This is a genomic window from Endothiovibrio diazotrophicus (assembly GCF_054657215.1).
The window spans coordinates 16,074-34,930 of record NZ_BAAHXB010000060.1 but is presented as its reverse complement, the minus strand read 5'-3'; the positions used below and the strand labels follow the sequence as shown (position 1 = coordinate 34,930).

Annotated in this window: 13 protein-coding genes and 1 tRNA gene; 4 read left to right on the top strand and 10 right to left on the bottom strand. The window is 64.6% G+C overall.

The annotated features are described in order from the left end of the window. Positions 1-81 precede the first annotated feature (81 nt). From ACYQ2W_RS15125 to ACYQ2W_RS15115, 3 genes are read left to right on the top strand one after another with little or no spacing between them, the layout of a single operon-like run. Complete coding sequence (locus ACYQ2W_RS15125) at positions 82-1,407, top strand: SIR2 family protein (protein ID WP_459868849.1); 1,326 nt, start codon at positions 82-84, stop codon at positions 1,405-1,407. Then, positions 1,404-2,354, top strand: coding sequence for a hypothetical protein (locus ACYQ2W_RS15120; RefSeq protein WP_459868846.1), 951 nt, complete (start codon positions 1,404-1,406; stop codon positions 2,352-2,354). The genes ACYQ2W_RS15125 and ACYQ2W_RS15120 overlap by 4 nt, the downstream gene beginning before the upstream one ends. Beyond that, the gene (locus tag ACYQ2W_RS15115; protein ID WP_459868843.1) at positions 2,267-2,920 is read left to right on the top strand and encodes a hypothetical protein; all 654 of its coding nucleotides are present in this window, start codon (positions 2,267-2,269) and stop codon (positions 2,918-2,920) included. Before ACYQ2W_RS15120 ends, ACYQ2W_RS15115 begins: the two co-directional genes overlap by 88 nt. Here the strand turns inward: ACYQ2W_RS15115 and ACYQ2W_RS15110 are convergent. The 7 genes from ACYQ2W_RS15110 to ACYQ2W_RS15080 all read right to left on the bottom strand — a co-directional run bounded on the left by ACYQ2W_RS15110 (position 2,868) and on the right by ACYQ2W_RS15080 (position 16,322). After that, positions 2,868-5,000 (bottom strand): toll/interleukin-1 receptor domain-containing protein, encoded by a 2,133-nt coding sequence (locus ACYQ2W_RS15110; protein WP_459868840.1) that lies wholly within the window; start codon positions 4,998-5,000, stop codon positions 2,868-2,870. The genes ACYQ2W_RS15115 and ACYQ2W_RS15110 overlap by 53 nt on opposite strands. Positions 5,001-5,123: 123 nt before the next feature. Next, positions 5,124-6,356: a TIR domain-containing protein gene (locus ACYQ2W_RS15105; RefSeq protein ID WP_459868837.1), complete on the bottom strand. Its 1,233-nt coding sequence runs from the start codon at positions 6,354-6,356 to the stop codon at positions 5,124-5,126. A 55-nt stretch (positions 6,357-6,411) separates the two neighbouring features. Beyond that, on the bottom strand, positions 6,412-10,500 hold the full coding sequence (locus ACYQ2W_RS15100) for a hypothetical protein (protein WP_459868834.1): 4,089 nt from the start codon (positions 10,498-10,500) through the stop codon (positions 6,412-6,414). A 74-nt stretch (positions 10,501-10,574) separates the two neighbouring features. Beyond that, the gene (locus ACYQ2W_RS15095) at positions 10,575-13,652 is read right to left on the bottom strand and encodes an NACHT domain-containing protein (RefSeq protein ID WP_459868831.1); all 3,078 of its coding nucleotides are present in this window, start codon (positions 13,650-13,652) and stop codon (positions 10,575-10,577) included. After that, positions 13,649-15,028, bottom strand: a complete 1,380-nt coding sequence (locus ACYQ2W_RS15090) for a KAP family P-loop NTPase fold protein (RefSeq protein ID WP_459868828.1) — start codon at positions 15,026-15,028, stop codon at positions 13,649-13,651. The genes ACYQ2W_RS15095 and ACYQ2W_RS15090 overlap by 4 nt, the downstream gene beginning before the upstream one ends. 110 nt (positions 15,029-15,138) lie before the next feature. Continuing rightward, positions 15,139-16,116, bottom strand: a complete 978-nt coding sequence (locus tag ACYQ2W_RS15085) for a tyrosine-type recombinase/integrase (RefSeq protein WP_459868825.1) — start codon at positions 16,114-16,116, stop codon at positions 15,139-15,141. Between the two features lie 118 nt (positions 16,117-16,234). After that, positions 16,235-16,322: transfer RNA gene (locus ACYQ2W_RS15080), tRNA-Ser, on the bottom strand. A gap of 195 nt (positions 16,323-16,517) precedes the next feature. On the opposite strand from ACYQ2W_RS15080, the gene ACYQ2W_RS15075 reads away from it, so the two are divergent. Next, the gene (locus ACYQ2W_RS15075) at positions 16,518-17,192 is read left to right on the top strand and encodes a Bax inhibitor-1/YccA family protein (RefSeq protein WP_459868822.1); all 675 of its coding nucleotides are present in this window, start codon (positions 16,518-16,520) and stop codon (positions 17,190-17,192) included. Positions 17,193-17,279: 87 nt separating this feature from the next. On the opposite strand, the gene ACYQ2W_RS15070 is transcribed toward ACYQ2W_RS15075, so the two are convergent. The 3 genes from ACYQ2W_RS15070 to mnmL all read right to left on the bottom strand — a co-directional run bounded on the left by ACYQ2W_RS15070 (position 17,280) and on the right by mnmL (position 18,831). Next, positions 17,280-17,543 (bottom strand): Txe/YoeB family addiction module toxin, encoded by a 264-nt coding sequence (locus ACYQ2W_RS15070; RefSeq protein ID WP_459868819.1) that lies wholly within the window; start codon positions 17,541-17,543, stop codon positions 17,280-17,282. Next, entirely contained in the window at positions 17,521-17,781 is a 261-nt protein-coding gene (locus ACYQ2W_RS15065; protein WP_459868816.1) for a type II toxin-antitoxin system Phd/YefM family antitoxin, read from the bottom strand. The genes ACYQ2W_RS15070 and ACYQ2W_RS15065 overlap by 23 nt, the downstream gene beginning before the upstream one ends. Positions 17,782-17,868: 87 nt before the next feature. Continuing rightward, positions 17,869-18,831 carry a tRNA modification radical SAM protein MnmL/YtqA gene (gene mnmL / locus ACYQ2W_RS15060; RefSeq protein ID WP_459868813.1) on the bottom strand — a complete coding sequence of 321 codons (963 nt, stop codon included), beginning with the start codon at positions 18,829-18,831 and terminating at the stop codon, positions 17,869-17,871. Positions 18,832-18,857 lie beyond the last annotated feature (26 nt).

Here is an 18,857-nt window from a genome sequence, read left to right as displayed (position 1 = left end):
CCCGCAAGACAACTGGTCGCTGCTCGACAAGAGCGCCTCGATCAAACGGGCGATCGAGCGGATACGAAAGGAACCGGAACGATGACGCCCGCCACTCCATCCGACACCCGAGCGCTTGCCGAAGAGATCGAACACCATCTCGCCACCCGCGAGTTGGTGATCCTCTGCGGAGCCGGCATCTCGATCGCCGCGCCCGCGGGCCTGCCGGCCGCCTGGCCGCTGATGGAGCGGGTGCGGCGCCACTACACCGGCGCCTACGACCGCCACATCGACACCTTCGAACTGCGCCCCGAGGTGCTCTTCCAGCTCATCCTGCGCCACGACCCGGTGGGGCTCTTCCCGCTGCTCGCCCACCTCCTCGGCGGCGGCGCGCCCAACGCCGCCCATGCCCTCTGCGCCCGCGCGTTGGCCCAAGGCTGCGGTGTCATCACCACCAACTTCGATACCCTGATCGAGGAGCATGGCCTGGACGAACTCCCCTTCCGTATCGCCGCCTTCAAGGCCGCCTACATGCTCGGTCGCAGCGGCGAGGACGGTGACCGGCGCCGCCGGCAACTGCTGGAGGAGATCCTCGCACTGCCACCGCAGCAACGGCGCCCCTACCTTCCCACCGCCGTCCAGTACGCCACCGACCCCGAATCCTTCGGTGCCCTGCTCGCCGCCCTGGACCGCGCCCTCGACGACGGCGAACTCGACGCGCAGGTCGCCGAGGCGCTGGTGGAGAGCGCCTACAAGATGGCACTGCGCGGGATGCTCGATCGCGCCGAGCGCTACCTGGAACAGGTGCGGGCCTTCGCCGAACGGGAGGGCGAGCCCCTGCTCGAGGCCCGCGCACGGATCAACCTATGCGCCACCGACTACTACCGCCACCAACAGACCCCCACCGCGGAGATCCTCCAACGGGGCATCGCCCACGCCGAGCGCGCGATCTTCCTGCTCGAACGAGACATCTACCACGACGGCTACTTCCTCAGCCAAGCGCGCGCCAACCAGGCGATCCTGCTCCGCCGCCAGGGCCGCCCCGCCGACGCCCTGGCGCTCTACCGCGAGGTGCTCGTCTACTTCGAACCGCGCGAGATCAACCTCACCATCCACACCCTCTACAACATGAGCACCGCCTTGTTGGAACTGGAGGAGTACGACACCGCCCTCGCCCAGCTCGACCGCGCCCTCGACCTCAACCGGGAGCACGGCCGCCGCTACCTGCTCGGCAACCTCCACCAGCTCTATGCCGAGGTACTGGAGGCACGCGGGGAGAGCGACGGCGACAACCACCTCGCCCACCTGCGCACCGCCGCCGAAGCCTACCGCGAGGCGGGTGACGACGAGACTGCTGAAGAGATGGAGCAGCTCGCGGCACGCCACCCGGCGAACCGCAAACGCTGGAAGAAGAGCCTGCGACCATGAGCCCGGCCATATGGCTACACGACCTGGAGCGCCTGGACCCGCGGCGTGATCTCGCCTTCGCCCACCTCCCTTGGGGGTTCGAGGAGTGCGGCCTCTCCACCGACCAGTGGCGGCTGTTGTCCCAACTCAGTTGCGGGCTGCTGTTCCTCGACGCCCTGCAACAGCTGAACGACCACGGCTACCGACACCCGCTGCTCGCGCTCACCCTGCCCGGAAGTCCGCTGGCCGCACTGATCGCCAGCGACGAGGCGCAACGGATGGCGCTGCACCTCTCACTGCGCAGCTTCAACCGCCTGACGCTCACCAGTCGCTTGCCCGATGACGGAGGGCATCTCGCCGGTTACCGCCACCACCGGTTCACCCATACCGTCACCGCGGCGCAGGGAGAGAAACTTCTCGTCTCGCTCCAGCAGTTTCTGGACCGCTGGGGAGAGAGCCGGATATTCCTTCGCCTCTTCACCCTGCGCCATCACGCCAACCCGGCGGGTTGCGGCGACCACTGCGCCGAATACACCGCCTTCCTCCGCCACCTGTCCACCCTTTACGCCCAAGCAGCGCATCACCTCACGCCGCCCGGCGCCTGCACCCTATTGCGCTTCTGGTTGGAAAGGTGCCACCGGCTGGGATACTGGCCGGACGAACCGGCCCTGGCGTCGCTGGCGATGGCGACCGCCCGCTGCGCTGCCCGGATCGACCTGGAACACGACCGGGTACTCACCTACGCCGACTACTGTGGCAGTCCCCTCGCCGGCCAGATGATCCGCCAGTCGGCGACCGAGTTGCGCTTTCCCGTCCGGCGACTTCGCTGGGAGGGAACGGCTCACCGGGACGATCCCCTGCCCTCATCCCCGGCACCTCGATGCGCCTGTACCGGCGCGGCTGGAAACAGGGACCGGACGGGATCATCGCCGAACGGCTTCCACATCGTGGAGAGACCCTGCACCTGAAGGTGCTTGGGATCATCGAGGTCAAAGGCTATGACGCCAGCCCCTCGGCGCTGGCCCGGCAGATCGAACGTCATCGCGACCGGCTGACGAGCGCCCGCTGCCACGTCACCCTCAACGACGAAGGTTGGCTGCCCTGGTCCGCCGCCGACGGAGATGAACAACGCACGATCCAGGCCGTATTTCATCTGGAGGGAACGATCGAGCGGATCGTGGTCGTCCCAGGGGGGTTGAATCGCCGTCAGGACGATTTCACCGTCATTCCCCTCCCCTGGAACAGTCGCGGCCTCCGTGCCATGGCAACCCGCTTCAGCCTGTGGCTGATCGAAAACCTCGGTCGAATCGCCGATCCGGACGACTACGATCGGGGGAGAGATGCCTGGGAGCGGCTGTTGATGAGATTCCTCGAACACGGGACCGGCACGGCACGGGATCGGGCGATGGCGGAGAGACTGCTCTGCGCCTTGCGCGACGGTGGTGAAGATCCCGATCGCTTCTGGACAGCATGGGAATCCCTCACCGAACGACCGGTCCACTCCCCGTCACCGATCCACCACACCGCGTCGTGAAGGGCAGCACGATACCATCCACCCCACCGCCCATGACGCGGTAGTGCTCCATCGCACGCGCCGACAGCCTCGCCGCTGCATCGCACTCCCCCACCAACGCCGCGCGATAGGCCATCGCAGCCAGTGACGGCGGCGTATCTTCGTCGTCACTCAACACCTTCACCACCGCCGGATGGGTGACGAACAGGTCATAAGCCACCCGCAACGCCGCGTAGGGGCGGATGCCCTGGGCGATCGCCACCCGAATCTCGCTGCCCTGATCACCAACCGTCTCGGGCAGTCCCATCCGCTCCCGCAACCGTTCGCGGGCCTCCTCCGGCAACGCATCGATCAGATCGTCGATATCGATCACCTCCGGCTGGGCAAAGGGAGGGGGCGTCTCGTCCCGTGGGACGTCGACCCGCTCCCGCGCGCCCTGCGGCATCTCGACTCCCGCCTCGGCCAACAGCGCTTCCAACTTGCGCTGGGTCTCGGCGAGAATTGCATCTCGCGACGGTTTCAGTGTCTCGTTCCACTCCGTGCGGGCCTCCTCCTCCAACGCCGTCAGTTGCCCGGGGATGGCGTGCAGAGGATCAGCATCGGGCAGCCCTTCGAGCCGCCGTCGCAACAGTGAGGCGATCTCACCGAACCTCACCGGACCGCCCCCCTCACTCCAACGCCGCTGTTGAAAATCGGCGTTCCACACCATTTCATCGAACCCCGTATCGGGAACTCCCGAATTCACGACTATCCGGGGGCTCGACGTTGGCAGCCGCAATTCCACCAAGTAGTACGCATTGAGGTGACGAATCAGATTCCATCGCTCGTGCTCGTCCATCGCTCGGGAGTTCTCATCCCAATCGGCGGCGGACTCGTCCCGCTCCCCGGCGAGCAGTGCGAGGGCGTGTTGGATGTTGCACAGATCAAAGGTGGAGAGATTGTCCGACACCGCGTGGAACAGCCCGTCCTCCGCGGCCCGCGCCATGGCGCGAAGCGAACCCGCGCGATCACCGGCCAGCTCCCGGGAGATCGCCTCATAGAGTCCCGCGTAGCGCCCGAGAAGGCGGGGCGGCGCCTGCTCCATGCGCTGATAGGAGGCCGGAAGCGGAATCGGCGGCGACGCCAAAAAACGGAACAGCTTGGCCGGAAACTGGAGATCATCGAGCAGCAGCGTGGAGAAGGCGGAGAGCTCGAACTGACCCACGGTGAACTTGGCCCGGCGCTGGAACAGCGACTTGAGCAGATACCTGGGGTCCTCGTAGAACGGATAGACCACCGGCATCGGCTTCAGCGCGTAGCCCTTCAGCGCGACGTATTTGGCCAACAGCTCGTTTGCCTTGCGGGCCCTCGCCACGTCCCGCTGATCAACGATGTCGATCAACTTGCCGCTCGCCCTGGCCCACTTGTCGTAATCATCGTTGATCGCCAGAAAATACTGGGTATAGATCACCGAGGTCTCGAAGATCGCCTGCTCCAGCTCTCGGGTGGTTTGCACCTGCCGCCACAGCAGCCCCGCCAGGGTCGCGGCGAGCACCAGACCGACCACCGCACCGGAGGCCAGCAACCGCACGAAACGCACTTGATCGCGGCGCAGCAGATCGTCGTAGACACACCCGAGAATCGGAGCAAGAAGCCGCAGCCGCGCATCGCGCAGCCGACGCCGGCGGGAGCGCCGCTCCCCCCGCTCACGGAGGTCCGCCGCCAACGGTTCACGTCCTCGCGCCAACGCCTCCGGCAAGGCCTCCCCCGGCTCCCCCTCGATGAGCACCGGCAGCACCCGATCGCCCCGGCCGATCGACTGGAAGTAGCGCACCTCCTCATTGATCCATCGCGACCGGGCCGCCCGTGGCGAACAGACGACGATCAGGAATTGGGAGGCATCGAGCGCGGCACGGATCTCGGCCCCGAGATCCGCGGCGGCCGCCAGTTCAGCAGAGTCCAGAAACACCTTCCCGAGGCGGCGCGGAACACCGCTCCGAACCAGACCGCGTGGCGTCCGGTACCCCTCCAGCATCCGATGGAGCCCACGCGCCCACTCGCGGTCGGGTGAGCACTGGCGATAGCTGATGAAGGCGCGGTAGGTGTAGGCCCCATTTTCCATAGCGCGAGACCCCGTTTGGACCGGTTCGTCGTCATCGTGGACTTCACACTCGGATTCCGTCGCGCGTACGGAGCGGTTGGTGGCGGTCATCAGAACGATCCGAAAACGTGAAAACGATCCAACTTATCGAGCCCTTTTCCTGACCATGGTGTTGCCGCAACGCGGGCAGATATAGATCGGCACGGCCTCGTGTATACCGAGCACGGGATTCGGGCCGACCATCTTGACGACCGGTTTACCGCGAAACTTGCAGAGTTGCCCCATGCACAGCCACTCGCCCGAGTCATCGGCCTCCCTCGCCAACTTCATCTCTTCAAAGGGTCTAATCACTTCGTCGCGGAAAAAGGTCTCTATCTCATCGACAACACGATCCACGTCATCCACCTCGATGGCTTTCTCCCCAGGTTCAAAGGAACCTTCGAAGAGACACCCACGACTGAACAGGGAGAACAGGTAATACCGCGCATTGGACGGATACCCCAAATGGATCCTTACCACCCGTTTGGTAAACAATTCGATGAACTCCACGAACTTGAACGACTCCCGAAGCTCCCGCAGATAGCCGTAGTTCACGAATCCCCGATAGTTCCTCGACAAGGAGGAGATGAATCTCGATATCCGCTCGGCTCCCCACCCGAGATCGACGGGAAAGACGTGGGTCCTCAGCCAGTCGAATTCGTGGTCGTCATATTGCGAAGAAACCGCACTTCTCGATCGAAAGGTGCTCTCCATCAGGGCGGCCGGATCGTCCACCAACGGCAATATCGGATAGAAGTACTCAGTGGACCTGTGGTGGACCGCCTCCCTGGCGATATCGAACATCTCCCTGATCGTCCCCGCCCCACGCAGATAGCTGGAGGAGAGATAGGGGGAGAAGTAGTGGCTGTGGAACAGCGCCTCTCTGAACCGGACGCTCCATATCGGATCGTTCGGCCGATCGCCATCGACGATCAGGTATACCCGCACACCGGCCTCGCCCAGCTCCTTCACGAGGCGCTCGACCACCGCCTTGTCGCGATCGTCGAACGTATAACTGATGACCAGATCGTACTTTGCCCCACCGGCATACTCTTCCAATGGTTCGATCGGAGCATCCGAACCGACATAGAGCAACGCCTTCTCTCTATCCGGCCAGGAGACGTATATCCCCTCCATAAGTCCCTTGGAAAGTATGGTCACCGCCGCATCGGGGTGCAGTGTCGTCATGCGCATGACGCCATCGACGTCCACGCCGTTTTCGCGAATATAGGAGTGAACCCGTTCGGCATCGCTCATCCTGATCCGATCACCCCGCTCATCGGCGATACTCACCGCGTCATCGAAATTTCGGTAATTCACTTCGACAAATTGACCCATTGAAGAATCTCCCTATTCCCAGGAACTATTGACGGATGTAATCCAACCGAACGGGTTACCGAATTTTCCGGTCGAGGGTCTTCAGCATTGTCGATACCCCGTAGCCCTCGCGTTCGAGCAGCGCCTCGAACAGCTCCAGCCCGCGCAGACGGTGGGGTGGTCCCAGCCGTTGCAGGAGCATGGCGATGCGTGCGATGGGTTCCTCGGCTAGGGCGTGGCGCGACGCGTGGTTCACCAACTCACCAGCGATCTGCCTCACAAATGCGCAACACAGCTTCCAAACCCGTCCCGGCTCAGTAGGAGTCAGTGGCTCCAAGGCCTCGATGAACGAAGAGGTCTCTCCATCCTGCAGAAGGTGGGGCTCGTCACTCAGTAGATCCACCAACCGCCAATGCTCCTTGTCAGCGATGAGGCCGTTGTAAGCCCAAAGCAGGTTGGAAAGGGCCCTATTCACCGGGGCCTCGTCAAGGGTCGCCAGCGCTCGAATCAGCTCCAACACTTCCTTGCGTCGGTAAACCTCGCGCCATCCTTGAACAACCGTATGAGCAACCCCCACCCGCTCGAGAACGGTTTCTGCACCGCCCTTCAGTAGAGCATCGATACGTTCAGCCGCCCATTCGTCGTCCACGGCGAGGTGCCGAAAGGCCAACAGTTCACCATAGCCCTGACGTCCGATGCGCCCGCCCGAGACGCGCAAGCGATCCATCCACTCGTGTACCTTCTCTTCCCTCAGCCAGCGATGAAGACCTGCCAATAGCAGCACACTTTCCCCATTTTCGAAGAGGGTTGGGTAATCGTCGAAAAGCCTTTGCATGAAAGTCTCGACACGCGGCATGTCGGCGTAGCTCAGACATGCCAACGTCCGATGCATTATCGCCGCCCATACCTCCGGCAACTCCCGGCGCCCCAGATGGGCGTCAAGGATCGTCAGCCAGCGATCGACCTCCGGGGGAGATATGGCAAGACAGGCGTGGCTCAGGGCGTCCAGCAGCGGAAAATTGCCTCCCGGTAGACTCGAGATATAGCCGCCCTGCCGCCACAGAATCGAATTGGATTCGACCATTTCGTCATGGGAATCGTCGATGCGATAGTCATCCTCGCCAACAGGCTTGATCTCCTCCAGCCATGACTCCCAGATCTCCAGCACTCGATCCGGTGGCGAAAAACCGTTGTTCATCGCATATTGAAAGAGGTAGGCCGTATCATGGCGAAACTCCGGGGAAGAGAAGCCCCGCTCCACCAATTCAACAACCAGCCCCGCCAACGCCTTCGGGGGATATCCCCCTTCCTCCATCCCCCGAAGCCCATGGCCCACCGCCACCTCATTGATCCCCGGCTCGAAGCGTCGAATGAGTTCTGCGGCTCGCTGGGGATATGTCTTGGCAAATTCCTTGAATTCCTGGGCGAGCGGCCTGCCGCCACCGCGCAGTTTCTCCGCTGGATAGCGGAATCCGGTGTCATCGTTAAGCTTGGAAAACAGCTTGAGCAACTCCTCGTCCGTCGCTTTTTCCATCTGTCCCACAAAGATGGGGCGGGCGACATCGCATACCTGCACTCCATAAGTCCGCTCCCGAAAACGTGGGAAACGTCGCTCCTCTCCCTGAAACCTCCGCCGTCCCTCGGCACTCATCCGTTCCCTGGGGATGTGGTCCAACAGATAGAGGCGATACTCCCGTGCCCCATCCAAGCACCGCCGCCGAGTACCAAGGTCGGCATCCCGAAACTCCTCAGCCGTATAGCGTTCCCATTCCCAGATCGCCGTCTCTAACCGGCCTAACTGTTCATCCGACAGATGAGGCACCAGGGCATCGATCAAGCCGTGGGTGTCGCTGCGGGAATCTCCATTGGGATTACCAAGAGTGAAACGGCGCCTATCCCCGAGGAGGAAACCCAACACCTCTTGCCCATGAGTCTCCGCTCCCACCGTCATCCCGCGGGCGAACAGACGCTGGACCAGCAACTGGGAACTGTCGTCGTATCTCCGCTGTATCTCGGAGAACTTCCTCCAGTTGCTCTCCGCCAACGCTTTGACGGCGGAATCCAGAGCATCGGCCGCTGGACAGGGATGGTGACGATCCACGTCACCATCCAATCGCACCCCAGAATAGCCGCAGGCCCAGTAAACCCCACCCGATTTCCAACCGCCACCAATCTCCTCGATCAAATCAAGCACCTCGATCAACCAAGGGAGAAGCTGTTCCAGAAAGACGAGCGGTATGCGGTTCGCTACTTTTACCAAGGTTTTTTCACGGAAACCCTTTCCCTCAAGCAGCTCTTTTAAAGGCTTCATTCGGTCATGCTTGACGAAGTAAGCGATTCGCGCTTTTTCCTCTTCCGGTACTGGCGGTGCTGGGGTAAGCACTTCTTCCTTCGCCCCATCCAGGCGACGCCGCAGCAATACCTCCGCCAGACGAACCCCCGCCTCCGGAAATGCCTCGGAGACCCCTTCGAGCACCTTTTCTACATAATGCTGGTAAACGCCCCCGTTTCGCCCGAACAGGGTCTCGACGATCCGCACGGCCCGTTCGTTCCACGACTCCAGGTTCCACAGCACCTGCAACACCTGCCCATCCCGCGTGGCATCGGGCAACCAGTGACGCTCCAGCAGTTCGAGGACCGTCTCGCGGGACACGCTCAGCGCCTCGCCGAGCACGTAGGTAGCCCGGTAGGCCTCCCCCTCCGGCAGGCGCATCAACACGGGCATATGGGCCGGCGCGAGGCGTTCGAACCAGCCGCGGCTGCCGGCCATCGCGGCAAGTGCCCGATCCCGCGTCGCGGGCTCATCCAACAGCGGCAGCAACCACGCCGCCTCGACATCGTCGGGGTCCGGCAACTGACCGAGAAACTCGATCAGCAGTCCGCGAAGGTGGGCGCGCAGCTTCCCGTTTCGCCACAGCGCTTCGAACTCCCGTCGATAGGCGGGCCGGTCGGCGTTGCGCAGGTAGTGGAGCGCGCTCCACAGTCGGGGGCGAACGAAGAGCCCGTCCTGATGATCGAGCACGTAGTCGGAGAGCAGTCCCTCGCGGGTGACGAAGGCGCGGGCGCGGGCGTAGTCGAACAGGGTCTGGTGAACGAAGCCGATACGGTGCCCGTCGGGATCACGAATCAGCACCCCCTCGGCCAGCAACCGCTCCACCACCGCGGGCTCGCCGTCGTAGCGGGCCGCCGGCTGCCACAGCTCTTCGCTCTCGCCGATTGCCACCGCCAGCCGCTCCACCATCGCGGCGCGCTCGGGCCACGGGGTGATCTTCAGCCGCCACAACTCGTCGAGCATCTGGTGGTAGCCGGTGAAGGGGCGCCGTTCGCCTTCGGGGGGCATCACCTCCAGGTAGATCTTGAGGTTCTGGGGGACCCGCAGCGCCTCGCGGACATCCTCCGGCCAATCCCGGGCATCGATCCCGCATTGCTGAAGCAGCAGGGAGACCGGCTCCCAGGGCGGCGGTTCCAAATGGATGGGATCGGCGTCGATGGCGCGCAGCCTCGGGTCGTGACGCTGTTCGAACGTCCGGCACGAGGCGACCAGATGGAGGTTGGGCAGCCCGGCGCAGGCGTGGATCAGGTCGAGCAGCCGGCTCAGGCGGTCCGAATGGCGATCGACCAGCTCGGCGAGGGCGTCCAACTGGTCGATCACCAGCACGGTGGGCCCCTCCTCGGCCATCCGCCGCAGACAACGCGCGGGGTCGGCGGGAAGGCGTCGCCCCTCGCCGAAAAGCGTCTCCGGCGCGTTCGCCGCCACCGGCAGGCGATCCGCCTTGATCCCGAGGACGGTCACCCCGCTCTCCATCAAACGCCGGGTGAGCCGCGCGAGCAGCGCCGACTTGCCGCTCCCCGGTCCGCCGAGCAGCAGCGTGCTGGAGGGCTCCTCCCCTGCGATACGTCGGATCAGCGTCTCCAGCTCCGGCCGCTCCAACCATGTCCCCTCGGCCAGCGTCGAGGGCCAGGCGGCCAGTTCGCCGGAGATCCGTCGGAACAGGTCGCGTACCGCTACGCCATCCAGCGCCGGGGGCTCCATCCGCTCCTCGCCGGTGAGCAGCGCCAGCTCGGCCTCGATGGCGGAACGCGCCCCACCGCCATCGCCCAGCAGCGCCAACGCCGCCTTCAGGTGGGCGATGCGCTGTTCGCGAAGGGGATGGTCGCCGCTCACGTCAACACGCCTCGGCCACCGGATTGGGGAGCGAGCACGGGGTTGAGAAACTGGATTCCGAATCGGTCCACAGCTCATCGCCCTCCCGGATCGGCGGCATCCACCACCCGCACCGGCATCGGTTGCCGGCCGCCGGAGGTGACGTAGAACTCGCGGAAGATCAGGATCCCGCGCTCGGCGCAGACCCGCGCCAGGGCGTCACGGGCCACCTTCAGTTCGCGATAGGGGAGCAGGCGGGTGAACGCCAGGGCGGCGATCACGTCGGCGGCACCCGAGGCGATCACCGGACTCTCCGAGTGGACCAGCGGCGCGATCAGCTCCACCACCCGCTCGCTGACCGGGTGCCCTCCCCCTTTGGCCGCGATCGTCAAACCGTTCAATGCCGACGCCCGCAGCCTCTCCTCCTCGGAGTCGTCCGCGCACAGTTCGGCGACACGAATCCCCAGGCGCACGTCGGGCACATGGGCGAGGAGAAAGGCGGCGGTCCCCCGCAACGGTGAGCCGGGCGTCTCGAACGCCTGGAGAAAGGGCGTGAGGTAGGGCTCACGGCGGTAGTCCGACCAGGTTCGCACCACGTGGGCCAGCGCCGTGCCCGCGAACGTCGCCTCCTCCGGATCTTCGTTGGAGGTGGCCTCGAGCATTCGCTCGACCACCGCCTCGGGAAGCCGGTTGCCGCGCCGGACACTCTCCCCCAACTCGTCGATCACCCCCTGCCGAGTCTCGGGGTCCACTCCGTCGAGATGTTCCAACAACACTTCGGCCGGCACCATCTCCCAGGCGGCGCCCACGAAGATCAGCTCGTCGCGACGGGCCAATGCCTCGGACTCCAGCTGTTGCGCAAACCACGCCCGCGCGTCTCCGCCCCCGCAACAGGCGATGGTCTCCAGCAGAGTGAGCCGCTGATCCGCGCCCTCGACGCCGCGCTCCAGGCGTCGCAGCAGCGCCGGCACCGCCTCCGTGGTACGCAACGCCTGGAGCGCTCGCAGGACCTGGAAAAGCGGATAATCCTCGGCCGTCTCCAGCCACTCCAGCAGCGGTGCCAAGTAGTCGCGGTGCGCAGAGCATGTCGCCACCTCGCACAGACGCTTGAGCAAGGGGCTTTCGGTATCCGCGCCCGCCACGCGATCGAGGATCAGGCGGCGCACCGCGCGCCCCTCCATCGCACCCAGCGTTGTCGCAGCCCACTCCGCCATGGCATCGAGCCGGCCACCGTGCTCGAACAGTTCCAACAGCAACGCCGTCGCCTCGGGCAGCCGGATGGCGCCGAGCAGGCGCACCGCCCGCTGCACGATGGAGAGATCCTGCTCCTTGCCGTGGCGCCGCCACCGGTAGATGGCAGCCCAGATCTCGGGGGCGGAGGGGTGTTCCGGCGGGTCTTCGATGATCGTCTGCAACCGCGCCAAGAGCCCTGCGGGATCGATCATCGCCAACGCCCGGCCGGCGGCGTCGGCGACATAGGGCTCATCCTCCAGCCACAGCTCCCAAAGGATCTCGCGGAGGTCCTCGGACATCCCTTTCAGGGCCGCGCCGGTATCCACCTCCAGCAACATTCGCGCGGCCTCGACATAGAGCAGACCCGCCAGATCGACCTCGCGAAGCTGCAGTTTCATCAATTCGAAGAAGCGGTCATGGCGCCGCGCCCGCCACAACAGCGCCCCGTAGAAGCGCACCGTCACCCGCCAATGTGCCTCATAAAGGCGATCGGCCATCTCTTCCGGTGTCGCGACTTCCGCCAAGTGGCGGGCCACCAGGAACTCGTGCAGCGAGAGGTGCATCAGGTGGTAGCCGCTGCCGAACTCGCCCCACTGGTCGAGCAGCCGCGACTCCATGTAGGGGACGCGCAACCCCGCTCGGCCGCCGGGACCGCCGAAGCGCTCCCAGTCGTCCTCGTCGAAGAGCTGGCGCGGGGCGTCGGGGGCGTCGGTGTAGAGGTAGTGGCAGAAGGCGCTCAACCGTTCCAGATCGGACAGCGAGAAGAGGGTGATGTCGCCGCCCATGACCGCCTGGAGCTGGAGTCGGGCCTGGCGGATCACCTGTTCGTAGACCTCCGCCCGATTCAGCGGCAGCGGCGCGGTGGAGCGGTGGCGCAGCGTGCAGAGCAGGGTCAGCAGATAGGGGTTGCGCGCCATGGAGAGCAGGCGGTGGTCGCGGCTCAGCTCTTCGTAAAGAGCGTGTGCCCGCCGGTCTGCTTCTTCCAGTGGCACGACCATGTGCTCGAACCACTTCTGGACCAACTGACAGATCCCGTCGTGGTCGAGATCCACCACCTCATAGCGGATATCCTCGCCCACCTCGCCATAGAATCCGGCACGCCGCGAGGTGAGCACCCAGGAGAAGGCGGGGCTCTCGGCAGCGAGCTGGTGGATGGCATCGACCACCGTCCGGTACGCCTCCCGATCGCCGGCGATCTCGTCCAGTCCGTCGAGCAGAAACACCACCTGACCGGCGGGCTCCCGCCACAACAGGGTCATCGCTTCGCGCAGGCGTTCCACATTCTCCAACTCCTCCTGGTCCACGTTGTACACCAAGTTTGGAAAACGGCTGACGAAATCCGGCGAGGTCCGCTGGGCGTAGAGGGAGAAGGCCGCGTAGCGGCTCAGGGTCACCGGGCGCGGATGGTTCCACGACCGGAAGTCCTGCCAATAGCGGCGCAACGAAACGAAGACCGGCAGACGCCAGCGGGGCCACTCCCCTCGGGCGATGGAGAGCGCGAGGCGGCGCAGCAGACTGGTCTTGCCACTCCCCGGGTCGCCGAGGATCACCACGCCCCGGTGGCGGCGGTCGTCCAGCGCCTCCTCCAGCGGCAGGGCCCCCGCGACCCGCCGTTGGAAGCGGATGTCGGAGGCCTCGAACAACCCACCATCGTCGCTCAGGCGCAGCGGCGCCGGATGGGAGGCGTCCTGGCTCACCGCCAGCTCCACGTACATGCTGACGATCGGCAGCCCCGGCTGATCGGCGAGCAGCGGCGGGAGGGTGATGAACTCCTTTGAGCGGGGGATCGCGCGCAGATAGTTGAGCAGCGGGGCAACGTCGTATCGGGTGCGGTTCGAGCCGGGGAGCACGATGCCATCGGGGCCATCCTGTCGAACATGCCCCGGCAGCTCGCCGAACAGCAGCTCCGCCTCGGTGTCGATCTCTTCCAATCCGCTCACAGCCGCTCCATCGACAGCCCCCCGGTCAACTGGATCAACGAAGCCACCCGATCAGGGATTGCGTCGCCGAACGCGCCGCCGGTTTGCCGCAACATCTCCATCACCCGCGCATCCAGCGACTCGGAGAGTTCGTCGGTTCGACCAAGCTGAGCGCCCCGTTCCCACCCCGCCAACACGGAGGGCTCTTCGATCACCCGTCGGTAGAGGTCGCGATAGCTGACCTGAAGCACCGTCAACTTGGCCAGCCGGATATGGTCATCCTCCCGCACGTCCGGCATCAGCGACGGGATCAGGCGAGAGGCGAAGGAGAAGAGATTCAACGTGCGCTTGAGTGCCCGTGGATTGGATGGGGAACCGCGCCAAATCACCTCGCCACAAGCGGTGAGCCGAGCATCCCCGTGACGCTCCCGCCACTGCTCGACGAACGCACGAAGATGGGCCTCGGACGGCGGCGGCAGGTCAATCGGCAACTGGATGATCTTGTCCAGATAGTCGCGGGCGTTGAAGGCACCATCGCTGCTCCCGCCCAGCAACGCCCGATAGCGGACCTCCACCCCGTGCTCGATCAACCGGCGATCCACCGCCAGCACGAACAACGTGCCGGGCATGTCGAGGAACACCTTGATCCCCTCCAGGGCGGAGACCGCCACCTCCGGCAGACAGCGGTCCAGGTCGTCGATAAAGACGATGATCCGCCGGCCGCTACCGGTGACGAACTCCTCGACCACAGCCCGCAGCTCCCGGCGGAACTGCTCCAGGGAGGTGATCTGCTCGCGGTAGCGCTCCAGCTCCTCGCGGCGCAGGAGCTCCGCCACGTCCTTGGCATCCCGCCCAGAACCCAGCTCCTGCCGGATCGCCTCCAGGGTCTTCTCCGCCAGGTCCAGCCCCGGCAGGAACAGGCTCGCGGCACGGATCGCCCCGCGCGACAGCAGCGGCAGGGCCGCCGACCAGTTGAGGTGGGTCTCGCCGCGCTCCACCACCACCCGGCTGCGGTAGAGGCGTTCGACCAAGTCATCCAGGCGGGCGAGGTACTCCTTGCGGCGGGCCTCTCCCCCCAGCACGACGCCGTCCCGATCGGTCCACTCCCGCAGCCGCTCCACGATCACCAGAAAGAGCGCGCGCCACAACGCCTCGGACTGCCCGCCATAGGCCCACGCCTCGAAATCGACGGTGATGTGATCCGCCGAAATCCCGCTGCGCAGCATATTGAGGAACGAACTCTTGCCGCTCCCCCAATCGCCGTAGATCGCCGCAGTCAGCGGCAGGTCCAGATCGGCATCCTGGAGCAACTCGACCAGCCCCTCGGCGAGTCCCCTCCTACCCAACCGATCCTCATCCATCTCGCCGATGGGATTGTCACCAAACAGGCCGCCCACGGTACCGAATCTCCCCTTCCCTTTCAGACGCCTCGCCACCAAGGCTCCGACTGAACGAATATTATCAGTTAAATATGGCGGAGCGATCAGCGCCCGACACCATCAGCCCTTCACCCCAACTTCGCAGCGAGATTCTCGGCCCGAAGATGGGTATAGCGCTGAAGCATGATAAGCGTCTTATGCCCGGTGATGGCCGCCACCTCCATGGGGTTCAAACCGAGTTCGAAGAAGCGGCTGGTCGCCTCGTGGCGCAGGTCGTGGAAGCGCAACCCCTCCACCCCCGCCCGCCGGCAGACCCGCCGAAATCCCTGGGAGAGGCCATCGGCGGTCATGGTGGGGAAAACGAAACCATCAGCGCGGCGAGGGAGTTCGCGAAGCACCTCCACCGCCCTTGAGGAGAGCGGCACCACCCGGCGCTCCCCGTTCTTGGTGTCGTCGAGGATGGCGGTGCGCACCCGGAGGTTGATGTTCCTCCACTCCAGAGAACGCAGTTCCCCCGCCCGCATGCCGGTCTCGATGGCCAGCGCGATCGCTTCGCGATAGGGGGATTCGGCCGCCTCCAGCAGACGGGTCTCCTCGTCCTCCTCCAGGCGGCGGTCCCGCCCCCTGGGCAACTTGGGCTTGCGGATGGCGCTGACGGGATTTCGCAGGGACTCCATGCCCCACTCCTTCACCGCCACGGTGAAGAGATGGGAGATGACGATGAGGTCGTTGTTGACGGTGATGGGACTGCGCCCCTGGGCGAGGCGTTCGTCGCGGAAGGTGGCGATGTCGGCGCCGCGGATGGAGGCGAGGGAGCGTAGCGCCAGGGGGTGAGTCATCCAGCGGCGGATTCGCCGCTCCTCCTGTTTGGCGCTCTTCTTGGCGGGGGTCACCTCGCGCAAATAGCGCTCCAGCGCCTCGCCGAGACTGGTCCGTTCCGCCTCGGCGCGGGAGACGAAAATTCCCCGATCCATCTCGCCTTCGATTTCACGCGCCCACGCCTCGGCCTCGGCGCGGCTTTCGAAGGTGTTGGACTGCGTGGGGAACCCCTTCTTGCGGACCTGGACCTGCCACTGGTAGGCCCCCCGTTTGCGGATCGTGGCCATCGTTTTCCCCTCCGGTTTGTCACACCGCACTGTGCCAAAATTGTGACAAAAATAGGATATTCGGGGATTTTCGGCAAGTCCGGGAAGGGGAAAAATCGATATAACTTATTGAAAAAATTGGCGGAGAGGGTGGGATTTGAACCCACGGATGGTTGCCCATCAACGGTTTTCAAGACCGCCGCTTTCGACCGCTCAGCCACCTCTCCGGGCCGGGCAGTATAGGTAGAAGGCCGACCGCCGCGCAAGCCTGCGGAATTCACGGGAACCTCGCGAAAAGGGCGTGGTCAAAGGGATAAGTTTTTCATAAAATCTCGTTTCAAACAGGCCGTTGCATCGCTACCCGTTGCGACTATCCTTTGCCCATCCCAAACCGAGCAAATCGATCACATCCGGAGGAACCGATGGAAATCCGTACCGCTACCCGCACCGCAGGCCGTGTCGGCGTCATATCCGCCGAGGCGAGCAAGGTCCTGCGCAACACCTATATGCTGCTGGCGATGACCCTGCTGTTCAGCGCCGCCACCGCCGGCGCGGCGATCGTCACCAACACCCCGCCGCTGCACTGGCTGATCACCCTCGGCGGCTACTTCGGCCTGCTGTTCCTGACCACCGCCCTGCGCAACAGCGCCTGGGGCCTGCTCTCGGTCTTCGCGCTGACCGGCTTCATGGGCTTCACCCTGGGGCCGATCGTCAACCACTACCTCCACCTGCCCGGCGGCAGCGAGATCGTGATGACCGCGATGGGCGGCACCGCGCTGATCTTCGCCGGTCTCTCCGCGGTGGTGCTCACCACCGGGCGCGACTTCAGTTTCATGGGCAAGACCCTGATGATCGGCATCCTGGTCGCCTTCGTCCTCGGTATCGGCGCGGTGGTCTTCGAGATGCCGATGCTCTCGCTGGCAGTCTCGGCGATGTTCGTGGTGCTGATGTCGGCGATGATCCTGTACGAGACCAGCAACATCATCCACGGCGGTGAGACCAACTACATCATGGCCACCATCACGCTGTACGTGGCGATCTACAACCTGTTCCTCAGCCTGCTGCAGCTGCTGGGGGTGTTCGGCGGCGACGACTAACACACGTCAAAACCGACCCAGCAAAAAAGGCGCCCTTCGGGGCGCCTTTTTTGCTGGGTCGGTTTTGACGAATTTGGAGAGATGGGGCTATCGCTCGTAGTGGTAGCGGCACTGGATGACCGTTACGCTCTCTTCATCGAAGGAGTACACCAAGCGGTGCTCATGATCGATGCGACGGGACCAGTATCCCTGGTAATCGTAGCGCAGCGGCTCGGGCTTGCCGATGCCGGAGGTTGGATTCTTACATGCTGCAAGGCATAGGGAGATGATCCGTTTGAGCCTCTTCGGCTCACAGTCGGCCCACCATTGAAGATCTTCGAGTGCGGTATCAGTCCAGGTAAGCCGCAACATCGATCTCTTTCCGCTCCCCCTTGCGATGCTGCTCCATCCCCTTCGCCAAGCGTTCGGCGTTGGCTGGGCTACGGACCAGATAAAGGGTCTCGACGATGCTCGCGTAATCCGCGGCGTCCATCACCACCACCGCACGTCCCCGACCACGACGCACCGCAACCGGCTCATGATCGTCATTGACCCGGTCGAGCACACGCTTGAGGTTGTTGCGGAATTCGCTGGTCGTCAGGTTTTCCATGGATACGGCGCCTTTTGTACATAATCATGTACACGATAATGCAGATCACCGACCGACACAATTCCTCTTGCCGCCGTCGCGAATCGGCTAAGCCGCCTCTCCCCGTGCCACCGTTGCAGCGTCGCGGAAGGGGGTACCCAACGCACTGCCCTGGACGGTGCCGCGACGGGCGAACTCCTGTTCGATGGCGGTGATCATCTTCCACTTGCCATGGCACCAGCGGGGGGCGAGCAGGATCTCCAGCGGCGCCGAGCCCACCACCCGGTGGTAGACCACCTCCGGCGGGGTGTGCTCAACCATGTCGGCGACGGTGGCAACGTACTCCTCCAAGGTCAGCGGCTCATATTCGCCGCGCCGCCACTGGTTGGCCAGCAGGGTCTGCTTGACCACGTGGAGCGGGTGGATCTTGAGGCCGTCGACACCGAGATCGACCACCCGTTGCAGGCTCTCCAACCCCTCGCGCCGCCCCTCGCCGGGAAGGCCGGCGATGAGGTGGGTGCAGACCTTCAGGCCGCGGCCGCGGGCACGCCGCACCGCATCCTCGTACTCGGCGAAGCCGTGACCGCGGTTGACCCGCGCCAGCGCCTCGTCGGAGGCGGACTGCAAACCCAGCTCCAGCCACATCTCGTGGCCGCGGTCGCGATATTCGCAGAGCAGCTCGAGCACCTCGCCGGGCACGCAGTCGGGGCGGGTGCCCACCGACAGCCCGACCACGTCGTGGGCGGCCAGCGCCTCGTCGTAGAGCCGCCGCAGCTCCGCCACCTCGGCGTAGGTGTTGGTGTAGGCCTGAAAATAGGCGATGTAACGCTTGGCGCGGGTGCGCTGGAGCACCACCTCGCGCCCCGCCGCCAGTTGGCCGGAGACCGACTCGCGACTCTTCGCGTTGGGGCTGAAGGAGACGTTGTTGCAGAAGGTGCAGCCGCCGATCCCCTTCTCGCCATCGCGGTTGGGGCAGGTGAAACCGGCGTGCAGGGTCAGCTTGTGCACCCGCTCGCCGTAGCGGTGCAGCATGTACTGGCCGAAGGTGTGGAGGTAATCGGAGATCGACATCGGTTCTGTTTCAGGTCGGATGATCA

Bases quoted from the DNA above. Each gene is read 5' to 3' on its own strand.
- ACYQ2W_RS15125 (WP_459868849.1), top strand. From the start codon at position 82: ATGACGCCCGCCACTCCATCCGACACCCGAGCGCTTGCCGAAGAGATC.
- ACYQ2W_RS15120 (WP_459868846.1), top strand. From the start codon at position 1,404: ATGAGCCCGGCCATATGGCTACACGACCTGGAGCGCCTGGACCCGCGG.
- ACYQ2W_RS15115 (WP_459868843.1), top strand. From the start codon at position 2,267: ATGCGCCTGTACCGGCGCGGCTGGAAACAGGGACCGGACGGGATCATC.
- ACYQ2W_RS15110 (WP_459868840.1), bottom strand. From the start codon at position 5,000: ATGGAAAATGGGGCCTACACCTACCGCGCCTTCATCAGCTATCGCCAG.
- ACYQ2W_RS15105 (WP_459868837.1), bottom strand. From the start codon at position 6,356: ATGGGTCAATTTGTCGAAGTGAATTACCGAAATTTCGATGACGCGGTG.
- ACYQ2W_RS15085 (WP_459868825.1), bottom strand. From the start codon at position 16,116: ATGGCCACGATCCGCAAACGGGGGGCCTACCAGTGGCAGGTCCAGGTC.
- ACYQ2W_RS15075 (WP_459868822.1), top strand. From the start codon at position 16,518: ATGGAAATCCGTACCGCTACCCGCACCGCAGGCCGTGTCGGCGTCATA.
- ACYQ2W_RS15070 (WP_459868819.1), bottom strand. From the start codon at position 17,543: ATGTTGCGGCTTACCTGGACTGATACCGCACTCGAAGATCTTCAATGG.
- ACYQ2W_RS15065 (WP_459868816.1), bottom strand. From the start codon at position 17,781: ATGGAAAACCTGACGACCAGCGAATTCCGCAACAACCTCAAGCGTGTG.
- mnmL (WP_459868813.1), bottom strand. From the start codon at position 18,831: ATGTCGATCTCCGATTACCTCCACACCTTCGGCCAGTACATGCTGCAC.